This is a genomic window from Rhizobium sp. 01T437, assembly GCF_056398505.1.
The window spans coordinates 138,997-156,912 of record NZ_JBFTPM010000011.1; the positions used below are offsets into that span (position 1 = coordinate 138,997).

The 17,916-nt window shown below is 60.6% G+C and carries 23 protein-coding genes; 14 read left to right on the forward strand and 9 right to left on the reverse strand.

Features of this window, described 5'->3' with window-relative positions; translation table 11 throughout:
- Positions 1-269: 269 nt before the first annotated feature.
- The 3 genes from AC1DM5_RS23205 to AC1DM5_RS23215 form a co-directional block, all read right to left on the reverse strand.
- Positions 270-2,051: a PAS domain S-box protein gene (locus tag AC1DM5_RS23205; RefSeq protein WP_477823222.1), complete on the reverse strand. Its 1,782-nt coding sequence runs from the start codon at positions 2,049-2,051 to the stop codon at positions 270-272.
- A 263-nt stretch (positions 2,052-2,314) separates the two neighbouring features.
- Positions 2,315-2,455 carry a hypothetical protein gene (locus AC1DM5_RS23210; protein WP_477975695.1) on the reverse strand — a complete coding sequence of 47 codons (141 nt, stop codon included), beginning with the start codon at positions 2,453-2,455 and terminating at the stop codon, positions 2,315-2,317.
- 213 nt (positions 2,456-2,668) lie between these two features.
- Entirely contained in the window at positions 2,669-3,289 is a 621-nt protein-coding gene (locus tag AC1DM5_RS23215) for a helix-turn-helix domain-containing protein (protein ID WP_477823738.1), read from the reverse strand.
- Positions 3,290-3,572: 283 nt separating this feature from the next.
- Between AC1DM5_RS23215 and AC1DM5_RS23220 the strand changes: the two genes are divergently transcribed.
- From AC1DM5_RS23220 to AC1DM5_RS23265, 10 genes are all read left to right on the forward strand, one after another.
- Positions 3,573-3,803, forward strand: coding sequence for a hypothetical protein (locus AC1DM5_RS23220; RefSeq protein ID WP_477823739.1), 231 nt, complete (start codon positions 3,573-3,575; stop codon positions 3,801-3,803).
- Positions 3,796-4,008 carry a hypothetical protein gene (locus AC1DM5_RS23225; protein WP_477823740.1) on the forward strand — a complete coding sequence of 71 codons (213 nt, stop codon included), beginning with the start codon at positions 3,796-3,798 and terminating at the stop codon, positions 4,006-4,008. The genes AC1DM5_RS23220 and AC1DM5_RS23225 overlap by 8 nt, the downstream gene beginning before the upstream one ends.
- A 65-nt stretch (positions 4,009-4,073) precedes the next feature.
- Positions 4,074-4,475, forward strand: coding sequence for a hypothetical protein (locus AC1DM5_RS23230; RefSeq protein ID WP_477823741.1), 402 nt, complete (start codon positions 4,074-4,076; stop codon positions 4,473-4,475).
- Positions 4,476-4,566: 91 nt separating this feature from the next.
- The gene (locus AC1DM5_RS23235; RefSeq protein ID WP_477823742.1) at positions 4,567-7,101 is read left to right on the forward strand and encodes a CHC2 zinc finger domain-containing protein; all 2,535 of its coding nucleotides are present in this window, start codon (positions 4,567-4,569) and stop codon (positions 7,099-7,101) included.
- A gap of 360 nt (positions 7,102-7,461) precedes the next feature.
- A complete protein-coding gene (locus AC1DM5_RS23240) occupies positions 7,462-7,686 on the forward strand; it encodes a hypothetical protein (RefSeq protein WP_477823743.1) in 225 nt (74 codons plus the stop codon).
- Between the two features lie 394 nt (positions 7,687-8,080).
- On the forward strand, positions 8,081-8,878 hold the full coding sequence (locus AC1DM5_RS23245; protein WP_477823744.1) for a glycosyl hydrolase 108 family protein: 798 nt from the start codon (positions 8,081-8,083) through the stop codon (positions 8,876-8,878).
- A 151-nt stretch (positions 8,879-9,029) separates the two neighbouring features.
- Entirely contained in the window at positions 9,030-9,371 is a 342-nt protein-coding gene (locus AC1DM5_RS23250; protein WP_025669005.1) for a hypothetical protein, read from the forward strand.
- A 241-nt stretch (positions 9,372-9,612) separates the two neighbouring features.
- A complete protein-coding gene (locus AC1DM5_RS23255; protein ID WP_477823745.1) occupies positions 9,613-9,891 on the forward strand; it encodes a hypothetical protein in 279 nt (92 codons plus the stop codon).
- 265 nt (positions 9,892-10,156) lie between these two features.
- Positions 10,157-10,399 carry a hypothetical protein gene (locus AC1DM5_RS23260; protein ID WP_477823746.1) on the forward strand — a complete coding sequence of 81 codons (243 nt, stop codon included), beginning with the start codon at positions 10,157-10,159 and terminating at the stop codon, positions 10,397-10,399.
- A 45-nt stretch (positions 10,400-10,444) separates the two neighbouring features.
- Positions 10,445-10,723 carry a hypothetical protein gene (locus AC1DM5_RS23265; RefSeq protein ID WP_477823747.1) on the forward strand — a complete coding sequence of 93 codons (279 nt, stop codon included), beginning with the start codon at positions 10,445-10,447 and terminating at the stop codon, positions 10,721-10,723.
- A gap of 220 nt (positions 10,724-10,943) precedes the next feature.
- Here the strand turns inward: AC1DM5_RS23265 and AC1DM5_RS23270 are convergent, their stop codons facing one another.
- Together AC1DM5_RS23270 and AC1DM5_RS23275 are read right to left on the reverse strand one after the other, a co-directional pair.
- Entirely contained in the window at positions 10,944-11,114 is a 171-nt protein-coding gene (locus AC1DM5_RS23270; RefSeq protein WP_310386614.1) for a hypothetical protein, read from the reverse strand.
- Between the two features lie 122 nt (positions 11,115-11,236).
- Positions 11,237-11,446, reverse strand: a complete 210-nt coding sequence (locus AC1DM5_RS23275; protein ID WP_007826441.1) for a cold-shock protein — start codon at positions 11,444-11,446, stop codon at positions 11,237-11,239.
- 303 nt (positions 11,447-11,749) lie between these two features.
- On the opposite strand from AC1DM5_RS23275, the gene AC1DM5_RS23280 reads away from it, so the two are divergent.
- Positions 11,750-12,094 carry a hypothetical protein gene (locus AC1DM5_RS23280; RefSeq protein ID WP_477823748.1) on the forward strand — a complete coding sequence of 115 codons (345 nt, stop codon included), beginning with the start codon at positions 11,750-11,752 and terminating at the stop codon, positions 12,092-12,094.
- Between the two features lie 190 nt (positions 12,095-12,284).
- Positions 12,285-12,626, forward strand: coding sequence for a hypothetical protein (locus AC1DM5_RS23285; RefSeq protein ID WP_477823749.1), 342 nt, complete (start codon positions 12,285-12,287; stop codon positions 12,624-12,626).
- A gap of 133 nt (positions 12,627-12,759) precedes the next feature.
- On the opposite strand, the gene AC1DM5_RS23290 is transcribed toward AC1DM5_RS23285, so the two are convergent.
- From AC1DM5_RS23290 to AC1DM5_RS23305, 4 genes are all read right to left on the reverse strand, one after another.
- Positions 12,760-14,103, reverse strand: a complete 1,344-nt coding sequence (locus AC1DM5_RS23290) for a hypothetical protein (RefSeq protein WP_477823750.1) — start codon at positions 14,101-14,103, stop codon at positions 12,760-12,762.
- Between the two features lie 72 nt (positions 14,104-14,175).
- Positions 14,176-14,877: a hypothetical protein gene (locus AC1DM5_RS23295; RefSeq protein ID WP_477823751.1), complete on the reverse strand. Its 702-nt coding sequence runs from the start codon at positions 14,875-14,877 to the stop codon at positions 14,176-14,178.
- A gap of 209 nt (positions 14,878-15,086) precedes the next feature.
- Positions 15,087-15,281, reverse strand: a complete 195-nt coding sequence (locus AC1DM5_RS23300) for a hypothetical protein (RefSeq protein ID WP_007818517.1) — start codon at positions 15,279-15,281, stop codon at positions 15,087-15,089.
- 426 nt (positions 15,282-15,707) lie between these two features.
- A complete protein-coding gene (locus AC1DM5_RS23305; RefSeq protein ID WP_477823752.1) occupies positions 15,708-15,911 on the reverse strand; it encodes a hypothetical protein in 204 nt (67 codons plus the stop codon).
- 364 nt (positions 15,912-16,275) lie between these two features.
- Here AC1DM5_RS23305 and dusA point away from each other — a divergent pair, with 364 nt between their 5' ends.
- Together dusA and AC1DM5_RS23315 are read left to right on the forward strand one after the other, a co-directional pair.
- Positions 16,276-17,313: a tRNA dihydrouridine(20/20a) synthase DusA gene (gene dusA, locus AC1DM5_RS23310; RefSeq protein ID WP_477823753.1), complete on the forward strand. Its 1,038-nt coding sequence runs from the start codon at positions 16,276-16,278 to the stop codon at positions 17,311-17,313.
- Between the two features lie 99 nt (positions 17,314-17,412).
- On the forward strand, positions 17,413-17,877 hold the full coding sequence (locus AC1DM5_RS23315) for a hypothetical protein (protein WP_477823754.1): 465 nt from the start codon (positions 17,413-17,415) through the stop codon (positions 17,875-17,877).
- Positions 17,878-17,916 lie beyond the last annotated feature (39 nt).

The following is a 17,916-nucleotide window of genomic DNA, read 5'->3' on the forward strand; positions in this document are numbered from 1 at the left end:
TGTCATCACAAAAAGAAAGCGCCGGGCGTGAACACCGCGCCCGGCACATCCATTTTAAGACCGCAATGTCTATTAATGCAGCGAGGCGTTGGCCGCTGCTCACTCATCCTAGTCGTGCAGCCGTAGATGACCGTACCGGTCTGCGTCTCCTCCCGCCGAACGAAAGATGCAGCTAGAAAGGTCGTTTCTTCGAATATCGCTCCAAGGACGTAGTTTCTAAGAGCCGAGGGTCATTGCTGGTTGGGAATACGTCTCCAATTGGAACCTTGTCACCGCCGCACCTTAATCACCTCCCCCAACGGCGCCTCCAGCAGAAACTCAAACCCCGCCTCCTCATAACTCAGCTCCGCCTTCCCCTGAAACGAAGCCGGCAGCAACCGCCCGATCATCCGCGTCCCGAACCCCTCCCGCGCCGGCGCACTGATCTCCGGCCCACCGCTCTCCCGCCATTCCAGCGTGAACTGCCCTTCGCCGCCGGCATCCTTCTTCACACCCCACGTGAGATCCACCACCCCCGTCTCTTTGCTCAGCGCCCCGTATTTCAAGCTGTTCGTCGCAAGCTCGTGTAGCGTCAGCGTCAGCATCAGCGCCTGTTGCGGCGCAAGGTCGAGATTGGGGCCGGAGATGCGGATGCGCTCGCTGAAATCGCCGACAGAGATCAGTCCGGCCTGGGCGAGGCTGTGCAGGCTCGCATCCGCCCAGGCGGTCTCCGTCAGGATATCGGTCGCGCGCCCGAGCGAGACGAGGCGCGAGCTGTAGGTCTCGGCAGCTTCCACGAGATTATCGGCCTGGCGAAAGGTCTGGTTGGCGATCGATTGCACGAGGCTCAGCACATTCTTCAGCCGGTGGCCGAGTTCGTGGTTCAGCATCTGCTGGCGCTGGCGGGCGTTCACCCGCTCGGTCACGTCGGCGGCCATGCCGAACCATTCGGCAATCTCGCCCCTGGCATCGAAGACCGGAATGGCGCGCGAGAAGGTCCAGCCCACTTCGCCATCGGCCCGGCGCACGCGGTGCTCCAGCTCGAAGGGCCGACGCTCGCGAATGGCGTGGGCGATCGCCATGCGGATCTGCGGCAGATCCTCGGGAAAAAGATAATCGTCCATCCAGCGCACCGTCGGCCCCTCGACATCGGAGAGGGAGCCGCGGCCATCGAGCTGGCGCATCTCCTGCCAGTCCGGGCTCATGCGGTAGACGGCATCGGAGCTGGCATTGACGAGCGCGCGCGAACGCTCCTCGCTGCGCCGCAGCGCCTCCTCCGCCCGCTTGCGCTTGGTGATGTCCTGCATCACGGCAAGCAGACGCGGCGGTTTCTCGCTGATGCGCGAGACGAACATCTCCAGCACCATCTCCTGCGGCTCGGACTCCCGCTCGAAGCGGATCGGCTCGCCCGTCGTCAGCACCCGGTCGTAATCGTCGTACCAGTCCTCCACCTCGTCGGGGAAGAATTCGCGGATCGTGCGGCCGCTGAGATCGGCAATGCCGAACATCCCCTGCATCGCCTTGTTCATGGCGATATAGCGATAGTCGCGCAGCCCATCGGCGCCGACAGGCAGCCGCTCGATGATGCAGGCACCCTCATCGATGGAATCGAACAGCGCCCGGTATTGCACCTCGCTTTCGCGCAGCGCCGCTTCCGCCTGCTTCTTGTCCCTGATATCGCGGAAGATGATGGCGACCTGCCGCTCTTCGACCACGCCGATGCGGAAAGCATGGACCTCGTACCAGCGCCCGCCGAGCGCATCGGCCTGATGCGCAAAACGAACTGGCTCGCCCGTCAGCGCAACCTGGCCGTAAATGTCGAACCAGTATTCCTCGTGATCGGGCGCAAGCTCCCGCATCGTCCGCCCGGTGGCCTCCTTCAGCCCCGTCTGCCGCTCGAAGGCCGGGTTGGTGAGCAGGAAACGATAGTCCCGCACCCCACCCTCGTCATCGAACAGCACCTTTATGGTGCAGAAGCCGTCATCGATAGAGTCGAAGAGAACCCGGTAGGGATGTTCGCTATCGCTCTCTGCCGTTCCCGCCCGAACGGAGCCATTTGACTCAATGTCCATCCAACCCGCCTTCGAGGCCGTTCCTATCCCCTTCAGCCGCAAGCGCATGACTGAACGCAGTGCATCGACAGCTGATCGCCCGGGCCTGATGAACGGCCATTCCTGCACCATGAATTAGCGCTGGGCGGATTATTTCCAAGGGAGGTTGGGGGTGGATTGCGTTGGCGGCAGCTCAGGGGAAGCTTGCCTGGAACGACATTGCCGTCAGCGAGACAGTGGCGAGACCGAGCAGAAGGGAAGACCTGAGCGGCGAACTTATCGGGTCAGCCGAACTGGGACACGGCGACTATGTCGTGCACTTCTGCAGCCTCGATGTCGGCCTGATCGATCGCGGCGTCGTCTTCCGACGCTTCGCGCCGCCCAGGCCGCGGCGCAAAACGACCTTCAGCCCGGTTATTCAACATTGAAAACCACTCCCCAACCCCTCCCCACAAGGGGGAGGGACTCCTCGCGGCACCGCCTTACCTCTCCCGAAACATCGAGGATTTTGGAAAGCGGGTGCAGCGGATTAAGCCCCTCCCCCTTGTGGGGAGGGGTTTGGGGCGGGGTCTTCTTTCAACGCCGCCAGTCGAGACGGCGGCGTCATTGTCCCAGCTGCAACGCGCCGCTGTCCGCCCCTAAGGTATCAACACCAGCACCGGCGTCGCCGTCGTGAGCACCGCCTCCTCGATCTTCCCCGCAGGCGTTACCACCCTCGCCTCGCCGGTCTTGCGGGCGCGGTCGAGCTTGGCGAGGATCTGCTTGCCGCCGGAAAGGCCGCAGATCGAAAGCGCGCCGATTGCGCCGGGCTCGATGCCATCGGTGGGCGCAAAGAGCAGCACGGCATCGTCCCAGATCGACAGCGCGCCGGAGGAGGCCCGCACCTGGGCGGCGATGATCCGCCGGTTGCGGCCGGCGCCGATCGAGAGCTGCGCCTTGTCGAGCACGGCCTGCGGCAAGGGCTGCGGCTCGGGAAGCGAGCGGACTTCGCCATCCTCGCCGATCACGGCCGAGAGCAGGATCTTCGGCCCCAGCCCCTCGCCTTCACGCGTGATCCCCGCATGATGCATGACCTCGGTCACGGATACGCCGAGGAAGGACGCGATCTCGGCCGCCTCCTCCATCGTCATGCGGCGCTTGCCGGAGAAGGTGCGGGAGACGGCGGAGGCATCCTTGCCGAGATGGCGGGCGAGCGCGCGCAGCGATTGCCCCCTTTCATCAAGCTGGTTGTGAAACCAGTTGCCGTCGATCTCAGCCATCGAGTTTCCCCATCAGTGTCCCCATGCACATATGCAGCGTTGCTTATTTGTTGCAAAAAACGCAACGAGGCGCAAGCAACCGCACCGGGCTTTTTGCCGTCAACCTTTGACATGGTTGATCTGTTCAAGTTGCAACACGACCCGCCTTTCCGCCGAAAATGTGCCCTCCTGTACTGAAACGCAAAAGATAGGTATTTTTTCCTATTTACGATTGACGTTGCGATTTCGACAACATAATCTCAACTCCAACAACAAGAGCCACATGGCAGGAGGGAAGATCAGCATGGCAAAGGCCCCGACGCCCTGGCAGAAAGTCGCCGCCAAACTGGCGCTGACGCCAAGCGAGCTCGCAGCCGAGCTCAAGCGCCATCGCTCCAAGATTTCGCGGGCATTGCGCGATAAGCGTGGCCTCATCAACGGCCGCGACCAGCTGATGCTTCTGCTGGCGGCAAGACGCCTTGGCGTTTCGCTGACCCTCTCCGACCTGATGCCGGAGGAGGAGGAGGATGCGTAAGGAGCCGCTGTCCATGCTGGCGCAATCGGAGCTGATCGATGCGCTGGTCGGGCGCTGCGTCATGCATGGTGGAGCGGCCGCCGGCGAGGCTCTGCTGCTCATCGATGGCGATGATGTCGACGACCTCGTGCATCTCGCCAACCGGCTGCGCCGCCTCGCCCTCTTCGAAGACCGCATCCGCGCGATGGTGATGGCCCCGTCATAGGCACCGGCCGCACCGGCGAACCAATTCGCATTGTCACAAGAGTTCCAGATCCAGTGAGGACCTACATGCAGACGATCACGACACGCTCGACCACCGCGCCCGCGCCCGCCCCGCTCGCCATCACCAAGCCCCTGCTCTGCCCCTGCTGCAAGCAGCCGGTTACCACGCCCCAGCCGGAGATCGTCATCGATCACTATGGCCTGACACCGATGCAAGGCCGTATTTTCGAGGCGGTCTGGAAGGGCAAGGGCCTGCCCGTCATCACCGAGCGCATCTTCACCGCCATGTATATCGACGATCCCGATGGCGGCCCCTCGCCGGACAGGATGTATCTCGCCTTCAAGGTCGCCCTTTGCCACCTGCGCCAGAAGCTCGAAGGCTCCGGCATCGGTATTGCCAATGTCGGCTATCGCCGCGGCTACCGGCTGGTGCTGGAAGGCAAGTTTCCGAGCACTGCCTCCCGTTAATCCCCGAAAACGCACGAAATGACCATGGCCGCCGCCCGTTTTGCGCCGGCCATGTTGCGATATTGACAACATCCATTGCAAGAGCCGCAACATGCCTGCAGATCTCGAACGGCTTCGCCGCGATGTGTCGCTGTCCGAGACAGCGGCGCACTATGGCTGCAGGCTGCAGAGAAACGGGCATGAGCATGTCGCCTGCTGCCCCTTCCATGCCGAGGAGACGCCCTCCTTCACCATCTTCAGGGGGCAGGATGGCATCGAGCGCTTCCATTGTTTCGGCTGCGGCGCCGGCGGCGATGTGCTGGATTTCGTGCGACAGATCAAGGGCGTCGATCTCGCGGAAGCCATCCGCATTCTCGATGGCGTCAGCCATCTCGATGGCAGCCATATCAGGCCGAACAGCACGCCGCGCGCGCCGCAGCTGCGCGACCCCTACGAGGGCATCGCGCCGCTGCCCCCTCCATCCGAGCCGGTCAGATCAGGCGCCCGCATCCGCCTCTTTAATCCCAAGCGCAAGGGCGACCGCTCCGAATGGGGCTCCTTTGCTCCCTCCATGGTTTTTCCCTATCGGCAGGCCGATGGCGCGCTGATCGGCTATGTGCTGCGCCATGATCTCTCCGATGGCGGCAAGGAAACGCCGATGGTCATGTTCGCCCGTCTGCCCGACGGCAAGGAGACCTGGTGCCGCTACCCCTTTCCCAAGCCGCGCCCGCTCTATGGCCTCGAAGCTCTCGGCAAGGCGAAGCAGGTGATCGTCGTCGAGGGCGAGAAATGCCGCGATAGGCTGGCGCAGAAATCCGGCCGCACCGTGCTCTCCTGGGCCGGCGGCACGCAGGGCGTCAAACACACAGACTGGTCGCCGCTATCAGGCCGCGATGTGGTGATCTGGCCGGATTTCGATGCGCCCGGCCTTTCGACGGCAGACGAGATCGCCGCCATTCTCTCCGCCCTCGGGGCACGCGTCCGGCTGACAGGTTTTACCGATACTGGAGCCGCCTCTGATCTCAAGTATTTCACCTATTCCGACTGGCAGGCGGGCCGCCTTCCCTGCCGCAGTTGGGATAGTGCCGATGCCGTCGATGCCGGCTGGACGCGCTTTGAGCTCGATGCTTTCATGCGCGCCACCATCCGCCGCCATGCGCCCGCCCCGGTCGAGGCGCCGCCATCAGCAGAAGAGCAGGACCAGCACGCACCGGAGGCGCTGCCACCGGGCGCCGATGGCATAGACAGCATGCCGGAATGGTTTCCGAGCCAGCCTTTCGGCTCCGAAGTCTGGCTGGCGCGCATCTTCAACGAGCATCTGGCGAAAGCCTGCGGCGGGCGGATCGTCCGCGCCGATGGCAAATTCTGGGCCTATGGCCCCTCCGCCTGGCGCCCCATTCCCGAACAGAAGATCCGCCTGGCCATGCATGCCTTCGATGCTATTGGCGTCGGCCCGAAGGAAAAGCCGCTGAAGCTCGGCAGGCACATGATCGACGGCATCGTCAACGAGTTCGGTACGCGCACTGCCGAAGCCGGCTTCTTCGGCAATCCCGCCATCGGCGTCAACGCGCTGAACTGCACCATCACGCTGGATGAGACCGGCAAGTTGATCCGCCGCCCTCATGACCCTGACGATCGCTTCCGCTTCACCATATCGGCCGATTATCTCAGCCACACGGAAAGCCATCCGCCCGAGGGATCGCTGCTGCACAAGCTGCTCCACGGCGCCTTTCAGGGTGACCCTGATGCTGCCGACAAGATCAATCTCGTGGCCGAAATGCTGGGTGCTGCTGCCTTCGGCCTTGCCACCCGCATCCGCCAGCCGAAGGCCTTCATCCTGCTCGGCGAAACCGCCAGCAACGGCAAATCCACCATCGCCGCGCTCTTCCGCGCGCTGCTGCCTGAAGGCGCCGTCTCCTCCATCTCGCCCGCCTTCTTCAATGATGAGAAACGCATCATCAATCTCGCCGGCAAGGCGGCGAACGTCGCCGATGAGCTGAGTGCCGCGGCCATATCAGGCGAGGAATTCAAGGCGGCCGTGACCGGCAACCCTATCGAAGGTCGCAGCCTCTACAAGGATGTCCAGAGCTTCATTCCCCGGGCGCTGCATTGCTTCACCACCAACACCCTGCCGCGCTTCAATGGCGGTATCGACCGGGGGCTCCGCCGCCGCCTCGTCGTCATCCAGTTCAACCGCAGCATTCCCGAGCATGAGGTCATCCCCGATATTGCCGAGCGCATCGCAAGGGAAGAGCTGGAACTGCTGCTTGGCTTTGCCGTGTCAGGCGCCCAGCGGCTGAAGCGCAACGGGGGCTACACCATGCCCGAAAGCTCGAAGGAGGCACTGAACGCCTGGCTGCTGCTCGACCCGCTCAACGAATGGTTCGATATCCGCGTCGAGCCGGCATTGAGCGAACCCGCCGGCGGCTGGCTGCGCACCGCAAAACTCTTCGAGGATTTCCGTAAATGGGCGATCGACCAGGGCTACCGCGAAAGCTTCCTGCCGCCCGTCAACACCTTCTCCCAGCGCCTGAAATCCATGCCCGATGTGCGCCTGGTGCGATTTGCGACCGGCACGGTGGCGCAAGGGGTGCTGCTGAAGGAAAGCACGCTGATGGGATCAGCCAGTTACGCCGACGTCTTCTGAGACGCGGAGCGGCCGGGTTTTCGATCAACGGCCATAACAGTCTCGCGTAAAAATTGACTCGCCTTCCGCTGGGAGATGTGACCATGTGCATAGCTGGTCGGCTCTTCTATCCAGCCCGTGAAGCTGTGCTTTTTGAAGCCGGCCCAAACGTTGCGGCAGGCTCGTTCCGAACTGCGAGCGCCCGGTACCCAACCGAGAACCACATCATGTGGTGGGCTTTTGCCGTCAATGTCGCGCTTGCTGAGCCTCGGCCGCTGTTTTTTGGCTGATCGCCTGCGGTCCGCTCTTGCCGCGACGTCAGCGTCAAGGCCGACAAGAAGATATGGCCAATAAGAAGATATGGAATGGAAAAGAAGTAGCATGTCACGCCAGGATCTCGACCGCATATTGTTTGACCGCATCTGGGATCTCGGCGCCCAGGCGGTGAAGGATGATCACGTATCGGCGCTCGCCTATGTGACCGTCACCAAACCGACCCTGGAAGAATATCAGGAGAGTCGCGGCCCCCTGCAGGCCGATCTCATAAAGGTCATCCAGCTCGGCATCCTGAAGCTTCGTGAAAGAGGCGAATTGCAGGAGCCGTAAGGCCCCTGCGAACCATCCCATAGCCCTATTTGATTAGGCTTTTTTGCGGAACGATCTCTCCGGCTCGTGGTTCTGATACAGGCCCTCAAAAGCCGGCCGCCGCGCCCCACTCTGTTCTCCTGTAACGGAGGCGGCGGTCACTCTTCCCACCCGAAATGAGAGCACTCGCCGAACGTTTCGATCCGAAACGCGCCTGCAGAAAATCCCGGCAACGCTTCGGGTAAACCCGCCTGCCACCCATTCTCAGAGAGCGATGGGAGCCCTCCTCAATCGCCCCGGAGAGAGGGTGAGCGCGCGAGCCTGATTGCCAGGTGTCCCGCCAGAGATCGTCATGCAACAGGCACAACCGTTGCCATCAGAAACTTGTCGCGATCCACTAAAAAAGGAACGCGGCATGACCAGCGCGAATTTCCCCGAATGCCTCTCGATCACCCTGCAATCCGAAGGCGGCCTCTCCCTGGAACGCACTGACCCCGGCAACTGGACCGGCGGCAAGATCGGCAGGGGCACGCTGAAAGGCACCAAATACGGCATCTCGGCCGCCGCCTTCCCCAATCTCGACATCCGCAACCTGACGCTCGACGACATCAAACTCATCTACAGGGCGAAATACTGGGATGAAATCGGCGGCGACACCCTGCCCCCAGGCTTCGACCTCGCCACTTTCGACTACGCCGTCAACTCCGGCCCCGTCCGCGCCCTGCGCGACGCCCAGACCGTCATCGGCGCCCCCGCCGACGGCAAACCCGGCCCCCTCACCCGCGCCAAGGCCGCAACCGCCGGCACCAGGGAAATCAAAGCCCTCTGCGCCCGCCGCCTGAGCTTCATGCAAAGCCTGGCGATCTGGAAAACCTACGGCAAGGGCTGGTCGGCGCGGGTGGCGAAGATCGAGGCGAAGGCCGTTGCGATGTATCTCCGTGGGCAGCCGGGCGTGGATGTGAAGGCGGCGCTGGCGGACGAGGCAAGCAGGGCGGGGAAGGCTGCCGTGACGCTGCAGAAGGCGGGCGCTGCGATTGCAATCTCGGCGTCGGGTGGCGCGGGCACGGGCGCGTCGCTGCCGGTGGAGCCGAATTTGCTGATGCTTGGTGGGGTGATGCTGGCAGGGCTGGTCGTGGCGGGTGTGCTTGTGGTGAAAGCGGTGCGGGCGAAGGAGCGTGCGAGGGCCTATCAGCAGACGGCCGAGGCGCAATGAACTGCTGAAAAACTGCCGGCCGCCTCGCGGACAGCCCGACCAACTTCAAACCAGTGATAGAAAAAACACGGAAGCAAGCAAAGTATATTTCCCGCTTGGCGAGAATCAAAATAAGGATACGACGCTTATCGCACTATATTGAGGGATAATAATGCGCGCCTATATTGCAATGACACTGATCGCCACCGGATTGCTCACCGGCTGCGTGCCGACCGAGAAGCAATATGACGCAGCCGTCAGAGTGTTGCGAGGCAGCGAGCGTGAGAGAAACGGGCTTTTGGATGAGTGCATAAGGCGCCTCGGCTTTTCCGACAAGAAGGCTCGCCACAACGCCGCTGTCGTGATGAACGTGGCAGAGAAGGACGCTCCGAAAATTGCCTGCAGCCGATACACGAAAGCGATCGTTTCCGGCAGCGTAACCTATCAGGACATGCTCGACATCCAGAACCGCCGCTATACCCCGAAGCTGATCAAGATTTTCCAGGGCCGATAGCCTGACCGTCTGTCACCCCTACCCCGCCACGCCCGCTATTCTGACGACAAAGCGGGCGTGATCGCCGGCAGCAGTATTTCCGGCAAAACTGCGCAGCGATTTTGCGTCAGGAACTGCGTGAAACAAAGAGATAGAGCATCTTCATGATTCGAATAAAAACGGAAATGCTCTAGATTACCCCTAATGGCCTGTTCGGCGACCGCGTCGCCATCTGGATGCGCCACCTTTCGAAGGAGCGCGCATGAAAAAACCGAAGCGTATTGAAGAGATGAGTACAGAGGAGCGCGCCGATACGCTGCGGCGGCTGAGCCAGACGCTGCATTTTTCGGCGATCGTCGCCAGGCAGGCAGGCGACATGCTCTGCAAGCCGCTGGAGGAACTGGCCGACAGGCTGCTGCGCGATGGCGCTGCAATATCGACCGATCGCTCCGAGGTCGCCATTGATGTCATTGCCGAGGCCATGAACCTGCTCGGGCGCTTCGAGCTGAGCCATTCGAGCAACAAGTCGACATTGCATTAACCCCGAGGTCGCTTGCGATCCTCCAGGGTCGAGCCGATCCCCGAGGTCGCTTGCGATCCCCCAGGGTCGCCCCTTGCGATCCCCCGGAGGTCGACCCGAGGGATGCGCCGAGCTGCATCCGGAAGGGCGCGACGGCCCTTGTAAAAGCCCGCCAAAAGCCTAGTTTGGATAGGATAAAGTTTGTCCTAGCGCGCGTCGGCGCCGAGCCAAATCCCCTCTCTCGACAAGCCCGTTGCGGGCCTGTCCCCCGGCGCTAGGAAACACCATGGCAGCCACCAAAGAGCGCTTTTTCAAACAACCGGGCCGCCCGCCCGCCCGCAAGGCCGATGAGCCGCCTCACGCGGCCTATGCGATCATGGCGGCCGAGGCGCGCCAGCGCGATGCAAAGACGGCGAAGCTGCGCGCTTTGCGGCTGGAGCGTGAGGCAAGCAGCCCCGAGGAGGTGCGCGAGCCCGTGGCAGCAAAACCCAAACCCAAGCCTGCCGTCCGCCGCTCGCGGTACCAGTAAGCCGGTGTCATCTCCCCTGACCCCGCAAGCGCGGCTTTTACGCCCATGACCACTCAGCCTCCGATAAACGATATGTCGCTCGAAGAGCGCCTGGAGACCCTCAAGCTTCTGAGCGACGCGCTGCAATTCTCAGCCGTGATTGCCCGCCAGCAGGGCGATAAGGCACATAAGGCCATGGATTGTCTGGCCGAGCGCCTGCGCGCCGATGCGCAAATCCTGGCGCAGGACCCTTCACCGACGACCAACGCTGTCGTCATGGAGGCGATCACCCTCCTTGGCGATTTCCAGATGGCCCATCCGGCTATCAGCGACAGCAAGCATTGAGCCGCTGCTGTCGACGGGGTGGCCAACGGTTACCGCGCCGGTCGGCCGGCTGCAAAGCCGGTCTCCCTTAATTTTTGATGGTCCGAATTTTTGGATATTGAGGCGCGGTCGCGGATTTCTTATGAGAAGCTGTAGACCCAGTGCGGCGGCAATAAAAAAGCGCTCAGCCACCTCGTATGGCTGAGCGCTTTTTTTACCTGACGGGGTGGCCCGCCGGGCCTTATCTTCCGCGCTGCGGCTTGCGGCTTTTATCGTTCTTGTCTTTGGCCGACGATGTTTTGGCGTCCAGCGCCTGACCGAAATTCGTGCCTCCAAGATGCCCGCCGCCGCTGGTATTGGCCAGCTGGCGCTCGGCACGTCGAAGGAGCTGTGCCGCGTCTGTCTTGCTCATGGTTTTCTCCCGGAAAAAATTGCTGAAAAATAAAAAGGCCGGGGCTGGCCCGACCTTTCCAGGGTTCGCAAGTCCGCAGTGCCAGTACATCCGTGGTCAAAGCGGGGGTGCGAGCCGATTGTTTATTCAGAGGCGAGGTTCTGCGCGGCGTTCTTGCCGCTGCGGGGGTCCTGCACCAGATCGAAGCTCACAGACTGGCCTTCACGCAGGAAGGACATGCCGGACTGTTCGACAGCGGAAATATGAACGAACACGTCAGGCGAGCCATCCTTAGGCGAGATGAAGCCGAAGCCCTTTGCCGTGTTAAAAAACTTTACAATACCTGTATTCATAACGATTTTCCTTTCAATCGCATAGAATTACCGCGCCCGCTGGATGCGTGCAGTAAATGGTCGAGCTTGAGAGGGAAGATTAGCCAATGCGCCTTTGCGCAAAAACGAAGCTAACGAAGCAAATTCGATTTTCGAAAGATAAGCTATGTTTGTGTTCATAACAAGGTTACATTTATTTTTATTTAGTTATCCGCCGTTGCCGCGCTGGTAAAACAGGCGCATGTTGCCTGGCCGGCAGCCATCTTTACGGGCGCTGTTGGTTAAGGGCATCCACACCCTGGCCCCGACCGAAAGGAGGACGCGATGTCTTCCTCCATCCATCAGGCCTTTCTCGACGGCGACGATATCAACCTGCTTTCACGCGTGCTCAAAAGCGCCGGATATGACCAGGCCGCAGCGCCGGAACTGTTCGCACAGGCCGCCAGCAAGGCACTTGCCCTCTTCAGACGCGGCATGCGCCGCGAAGACGCATTGCTGACGGCGATAAGGATCATGCAGGACAGGCAGCAGATCCTGCGGAAAACCGGGAATACCGAACTTGAAAGCCGTTTCGCCATCCAGGGCCTGCCGCCGTCCAGCATCATCATCGATGAGGCAGGAGCCAGCATCATCATTGATGCGGCGGGAGAAAGCGCTGCGCGCAAATAACCGGCATCTGCACCTCGGGGTCGATTGACAGCACCGCTGCCACGCGCGCGTCATCCACGTCCGCAATTTTCAACTATATTTAGAATAAATCAAAAAATCCCACGCGTATAATTCCCGCGAGGCGAGAATCAAAATAAAGAAGCCCCGCCATCACAGCACAAATGCTGCCGCATTATATTGAGGGATAATCATGCGCGCTTACATTGCAATGATATTGCTTGCCACAGGACTTCTCGCCGGCTGCGCGCCGACCGAGCAGGAATACGATGCAACGGTGACGATGCTGCAGGGCAGCCCGCGGGCACGGACCGAAGTTCTGAACATGTGCACCAAGCGTATGAGTGCAACCGATGCCGCCTGGCATCGCAACGCAGCTGTCGTCATGAACGTAGCGGAGAAGGACGCCCCGCGCGTTGCCTGCAGCCGGTATCTGAAGGCCCTCGTCTCCGGTCGCGCCACCTATCAGGACACGCTCGACCTCAGCAATCGTCGCTATACCCCGAAGCTCGTCAAGATCTTCCAGCGGCGTTGAGGCGCAAGACCGGTCGTCTGTCGCAACTGCCGTTCACGCTCGCTGGCTTAACCGGGCCTGCGAGCGTGATTTGGCGTACCCGCTCGCAAATTCCGCCGATATTGGGCGGTGAAACGGCTCCCAGCGGCACCGCTCAGCCGCTCCACGACATTGCAGTTCTCGCCCAGATGCCGCGCTGCGCCTCCGGCACGGGATCTATTGCGTTAAGCCTCATCGTTATCGAGCAAGCCTCTTCGTCGCTGAGTTCGGCAAGTTTCGTCAGCTTGCCAGCTTCCTCTGCTGTCACACCCAGATGCTGTGTGATCATTTGCAGGATTTCCTGCGCGGTCAGCTTCACCGCCGCGGGCGGGCGCGTCTTGCCGTCCTCATAGGCCAGGCGCTTGGCTTCCATAACTTGCCAATAGCTCTCCTTGATCTGGGGAACAGCCTGTGCGGCCTGAGACACCCGCATACTCATAAGGTCCTTGCAGCCCTGCGGATAGTATCGCGCAAGAGCCTCGTTGAGCGCAGCTGTCTTCTTCAAGACATCGATCGCAATGGCATCGCTTGCCCGCGACAGCGCAGGATTGCCGTATTTGGCCACCATGGCAGCTGCTTGCGCTCGCGGATCGATATTGCCCCCCGAGGCTTCGGCCTTGGCAAACAGCTGCCGCGTTTCAGCTTCGTGATCCATGAAGACCGCGTGAACGAAAGGATTGATACCGGCGAGAACCTGCATCTCCTTTTCGAAGGAGCCAGCCTTCGTTTCCTGCGCAGCCGAGTCCGATGCGGGCTTCGCATCTGCGGCAGGCTTTTGCTTCTCCGGGGACGGACCCAGCGAGAGCAATGCCCTGCCCCAATCGCCCTGCAGCTCTTTTGGCAAAGCGCGTACGTTATAGAGTTTCTTTGCGATCGAGCACATGTCTTGGTCGCTCACCCCGGCAGGAGCTTTCAGCACCTTGTCTATCTCGCTCCCGGTCATTCCCAGGTACCGCGTCATGATCCGGTACAGCTCCTTGCCGGACATCAAGGCAACCGGAGCGCGGAGTTTCCCATCCTCATAAGCATAGGTTTTCGCTCGCAGATCATCCATCCGACCGTTTCTGACTTCCACAACGGAATACCAGTCAGGCATATTGCCGGTGAAGAAATACTCGCAGCCTTCGGGATATTTGGCGGCCACGATATCGGCAAGCGCGGCCGTCTTGTCCATGACTGCAATCACGGCACTGTCGCCTGCGCGCGAGAGGGCCGGAGTGCCATACCTGTCGATGACCGTCGCAAGGGTTTTCTTCTGTTCAACCCATTTCTGACGGCCCGTCTCCGCGTAGACTTTCAGTACGATATCCCTGTGATCCCGATAAATGGCCTGTAGATAAGGATTTATCCGTCCGGTCAATCGGATCACCATATCCACAGGATCTTCCTTGGCATCTTGCGCGATTGCGCCCGAACCAAGCAGCGCCATCGCAGCCACCAGCGACAATAATCTCTTCATGAAACCCCACCCCAAATAGTTGCAATCGTTATATTTCTAAAAGCCGTTTCATCGTCAGCCGGACAGATGAGCTTATCCCTCTGCTCCCATTGAGATATAACCCCTCGCCCAGGCAGCCCTCTCCGCCTCCGGCAAGGCCTGCACATTCACCAATCTCTTCAGGATCGAGCAGAGTTGCACTTCCGGAATCTTGTCGGGATCCAGCAGCAGGCCTATTTCGGCCAAGCTTACGTCCAATTTCTTCATCGCCACACCGAACACGTCCGCCGGCGACAACACCGCGATCGGCTCATGGGATTTGCCATCCTCATAGGCGACCCGCCGGGCTTCCTGATAACTCCGGAAACTCGCTGTAACGTCCGGCATGGACTGCGTTCCGGGCGGCATCTCATCCCTAAGGAAATATCGACAGCCCTTGGGATAGCGCTTGGCAAGGACATCGAGGGCCACGCCTCCCTTGTTCATCACGTCGATCGCATGAGCATCGCTGGTTCGCGCGAGTGCCGAAAAACCATATTTAATGAGCACGCTTGCGATCGCGTTTTTTGTTCCATCCTCGCCAGCTGTATCCAGCTTGCTGTAGATCTGCCGGGTTTCATCCATGTGATCAGAAAGAACGGCGTGCACGAAAGGACTGCTGTCGGCAAGATCTGACATCTCCTCCCCAAGCGTCTGCGCTCCCGGCAAGAGCGCGCTGATATCAAGTTTTCCAACCACCCGTCCGAACATCACGACGAGAAAGCTTACGAACAGCGCCGACAAAATCTTTTTCACGAAACTCACCCCAAATAGTTGCAATTCTTCTATGTCTGAAATTCCAGACCGTCCACGGCCCACTCGGAAAATGGTAAAAATATCAGGGGAATGCGCGCGATGCCTCGACGGCGGCGCCTTGCACATCCCACCGCGTCAGTCACCCACCTATGATATCGAACGGCAGATTCCAGCCGCCCGTTCGGGCACTCACAAGGATGGCCCACAATTCAGCTATTCAGCTTCAGCGCCAGCTGCTGCCCGCCAAACACCTTCAGCACATGTTTGTTGATCGGCCGCATCGCCTCGATGCGGCGTTGTTCTTCCCGCCTGCGCGCTTCGTGGCGCTCGCGGTCCGCGCGCAACTGCGCGGCAAAGGCCATGGCCTTGTCTGCTGCTCCTGAATAACTCGGGCTTGCTGCCATCGAACTCTCCATCAGAACATAGATGAGAACGTTTATTTGTTCTTATTTTGTTCTCATTTTCGGAGAAGTCAAGACTATCGTTTCAGGGCAGTACAAAAGATCGGATTCCGGCGCGGGAAGAGCGGTGCCGGTGGGAAGACGGGAAAGCGCCAAGTCTTTGACGCAGAAAACTATTCTCTCGTCTGGAGCCAGACCATGGCGAAAGACATGAGGCCGCAAAGGGTGGCGATCAGAAGCAGGTTGTCCATCGAAATCCTCCTGTATATGGCAAAACGCGGCAGAAGGGTTTTGGTTCAATTGCCTCTCTATTTCAGGCGATCTTCTCGCCCCTGTTCTCGTTTCGCTTCCCTTTCTCTCTCAGACTTTCCAATAAAAAAGGCCCGCAGCATTCCAGCTCGGGCCTCTCTTGATTCCGCCAATGCCTGTCTATGCCGGCCTGATCACGGTCATGATGACGATATTCCCGGCTTCGTCTCGGGCGCTGTCCGTCATCGCAATAACCTTGCCGCCAAATTCCGCCTCGGCCTCAGCGAACGCCTCCCGCACCAGGCGAAGCGTTTCCAGATAGGCGCTGTTGTCTCGCCTGGGCATTGCAAGCAATGCCTTGATCCCTTCGCTATGATCGGCCATGAAGCTGATCCACTCCTTCGCTGCGGCTGCGTGGCGACCATCGATCCGCTTTGCAAGGTCGGCTGATGGATGCGCCTGGCGGCCTTCTGGCTTTGCCCGATCCTGACATCAGAAAATCAGCATCGTCCTCCGTTGCCTTCCCGGAAAACGGCATCTGGGTCAAGTGCGGGAAACAGCCTCGAGGCAGATGACAGCCGGCACCCTCAAACACCCCATCTCGCTTTATCGCCATGCCTCATGTATAAGCCCTCGTCCCATTGCCGCCCCCGCCCCGGCCTTTCGCCAACGAGGGCTTGCAGCATCGGGCCTCTGCCACGACATGAGGCCACGGGACACACGACCGGACGAAAGAAGACTTGAGATCATGACCACGGCAAAGACGGCTGTTTCAGAAGCAAACCAGCGCTATTTCAAGGCGCCGGTCTTCGCGGTTGCGCCCATGATCGACTGGACGGACCGCCACTGCCGCTATTTCCACCGCCAGATCAGCCGCAACGCCCTGCTCTATACGGAAATGGTCGTCGCCGATGCCATCATCCATGGCCCGCGCGAGCGCCTGCTCTCCTTCGATGGCACCGAACATCCGGTCGCCCTGCAGCTCGGTGGTTCCGATCCGGCCAAGCTCACTGAGGCCGTGCGCATTGCCGAGCCCTATGGTTATGACGAGATCAATCTCAACGTCGGCTGCCCGTCCGACCGCGTGCAGTCCGGCACCTTCGGCGCCTGCCTGATGCTGACGCCCGAGACGGTTGCCGAATGCGTCGCCGCCATGAAGAAGGTCGCGAAGGTCCCGGTCACCGTCAAATGCCGCATCGGCGTCGACGAGCAGGAGCCGGAAGAGGCCTTGCCCACGCTGATGACCCGCGTGCTCGATGCCGGCGCCGACGCGATCTGGATCCATGCCCGCAAGGCCTGGCTGAAGGGCCTGAGCCCCAAGGAAAACCGCGAGATCCCGCCGCTCGATTACGAGATCGTCTACCGCATGAAGTCCCGCTTCCCCGATGTCTTCATCGGCATCAACGGCGGCATCCACACGCTGGATGAGGCTGAGGCCCATCTCGCCCATGTCGACGGCGTCATGCTCGGCCGCGCCGCCTATCAGAATGCCGCGATCCTTTCCGAGATCGACCAGCGCTTCTACGGCGCACCGGCAAGTGAGCCCGACTGGAACGAGTTGCGCGACCGCATGATGGCCTATGCCGAGCGCCATATCGCCTCGGGCGGTCGCCTGCAGCATATCGCCCGCCACATGGTCGGCCTCTTCACCGGCCTGCCGGGCGCCCGTCGCTACCGCCAGATCCTGTCGACCGACGCTGCAAAACCGAATGCCGGCCCGGAAGTGATCGCCGCAGCCTTTGCCGCGGTCGATTTTTCCGGCTCGACGGAAGCCGTCAGCGCCTGAGACTGATGAGGCCGGTGCGTTAGGTAGGCAGTTGTAGAATTTCCTTATTGCAAACTCAAATGGAACACGCGATGACCGTGGGATTGCTGGGGGAATCATATGAGAATACGAGCCGTTGTCGGCATTACGCTGGCTGTCCTGGCCGGCTGCCAAGTTGGTCCGCGTTACGTAGCCTACAAAGCAGGAACCGTGCAGAGTGATCGGCAGCTTGCCGCTGACCAATGCAAGATCGCCTCGCTTCAAGAAATACCTCAGAGCATGGCGACAAGTATAAGCCCTGGCTATTATAACCCGGGAACGCTGAGCTGCTCGACCGTGGGCAACTACACAACCTGTAATCGCGTGGGTGAAGTAGACCTTCCGGCAACCGCAATTTCTTATGATCAGAATCGTGGCCTCAGGGACCGCTATATGGCGCGCTGCATGGCTTCGAAAGGCTACACTATGCTGGGAAATATTCCGGTGTGCAGCTCCGAGAAGGAACGCAAGGCGGCACTCACTCAACCTCAGCCTGCTAACGCTTCCCAGCTGAAGTGCTCGGCCGGAGTGGATCTGGAGCAGTAGAGCAAACATCTGCCGAAGGATCGGGCTTGCAGCCCGCTC

What these genes read in the sequence shown, in the direction of transcription:
- AC1DM5_RS23205 (WP_477823222.1), bottom strand. Translation starts at nt 2,051, where the DNA reads ATGGACATTGAGTCAAATGGCTCCGTTCGGGCGGGAACGGCAGAGAGC.
- AC1DM5_RS23210 (WP_477975695.1), bottom strand. Translation starts at nt 2,455, where the DNA reads ATGTTGAATAACCGGGCTGAAGGTCGTTTTGCGCCGCGGCCTGGGCGG.
- AC1DM5_RS23215 (WP_477823738.1), bottom strand. Translation starts at nt 3,289, where the DNA reads ATGGCTGAGATCGACGGCAACTGGTTTCACAACCAGCTTGATGAAAGG.
- AC1DM5_RS23220 (WP_477823739.1), top strand. Translation starts at nt 3,573, where the DNA reads ATGGCAAAGGCCCCGACGCCCTGGCAGAAAGTCGCCGCCAAACTGGCG.
- AC1DM5_RS23225 (WP_477823740.1), top strand. Translation starts at nt 3,796, where the DNA reads ATGCGTAAGGAGCCGCTGTCCATGCTGGCGCAATCGGAGCTGATCGAT.
- AC1DM5_RS23230 (WP_477823741.1), top strand. Translation starts at nt 4,074, where the DNA reads ATGCAGACGATCACGACACGCTCGACCACCGCGCCCGCGCCCGCCCCG.
- AC1DM5_RS23235 (WP_477823742.1), top strand. Translation starts at nt 4,567, where the DNA reads ATGCCTGCAGATCTCGAACGGCTTCGCCGCGATGTGTCGCTGTCCGAG.
- AC1DM5_RS23240 (WP_477823743.1), top strand. Translation starts at nt 7,462, where the DNA reads ATGTCACGCCAGGATCTCGACCGCATATTGTTTGACCGCATCTGGGAT.
- AC1DM5_RS23245 (WP_477823744.1), top strand. Translation starts at nt 8,081, where the DNA reads ATGACCAGCGCGAATTTCCCCGAATGCCTCTCGATCACCCTGCAATCC.
- AC1DM5_RS23250 (WP_025669005.1), top strand. Translation starts at nt 9,030, where the DNA reads ATGCGCGCCTATATTGCAATGACACTGATCGCCACCGGATTGCTCACC.
- AC1DM5_RS23255 (WP_477823745.1), top strand. Translation starts at nt 9,613, where the DNA reads ATGAAAAAACCGAAGCGTATTGAAGAGATGAGTACAGAGGAGCGCGCC.
- AC1DM5_RS23260 (WP_477823746.1), top strand. Translation starts at nt 10,157, where the DNA reads ATGGCAGCCACCAAAGAGCGCTTTTTCAAACAACCGGGCCGCCCGCCC.
- AC1DM5_RS23265 (WP_477823747.1), top strand. Translation starts at nt 10,445, where the DNA reads ATGACCACTCAGCCTCCGATAAACGATATGTCGCTCGAAGAGCGCCTG.
- AC1DM5_RS23270 (WP_310386614.1), bottom strand. Translation starts at nt 11,114, where the DNA reads ATGAGCAAGACAGACGCGGCACAGCTCCTTCGACGTGCCGAGCGCCAG.
- AC1DM5_RS23275 (WP_007826441.1), bottom strand. Translation starts at nt 11,446, where the DNA reads ATGAATACAGGTATTGTAAAGTTTTTTAACACGGCAAAGGGCTTCGGC.
- AC1DM5_RS23280 (WP_477823748.1), top strand. Translation starts at nt 11,750, where the DNA reads ATGTCTTCCTCCATCCATCAGGCCTTTCTCGACGGCGACGATATCAAC.
- AC1DM5_RS23285 (WP_477823749.1), top strand. Translation starts at nt 12,285, where the DNA reads ATGCGCGCTTACATTGCAATGATATTGCTTGCCACAGGACTTCTCGCC.
- AC1DM5_RS23290 (WP_477823750.1), bottom strand. Translation starts at nt 14,103, where the DNA reads ATGAAGAGATTATTGTCGCTGGTGGCTGCGATGGCGCTGCTTGGTTCG.
- AC1DM5_RS23300 (WP_007818517.1), bottom strand. Translation starts at nt 15,281, where the DNA reads ATGGCAGCAAGCCCGAGTTATTCAGGAGCAGCAGACAAGGCCATGGCC.
- AC1DM5_RS23305 (WP_477823752.1), bottom strand. Translation starts at nt 15,911, where the DNA reads ATGGCCGATCATAGCGAAGGGATCAAGGCATTGCTTGCAATGCCCAGG.
- dusA (WP_477823753.1), top strand. Translation starts at nt 16,276, where the DNA reads ATGACCACGGCAAAGACGGCTGTTTCAGAAGCAAACCAGCGCTATTTC.
- AC1DM5_RS23315 (WP_477823754.1), top strand. Translation starts at nt 17,413, where the DNA reads ATGAGAATACGAGCCGTTGTCGGCATTACGCTGGCTGTCCTGGCCGGC.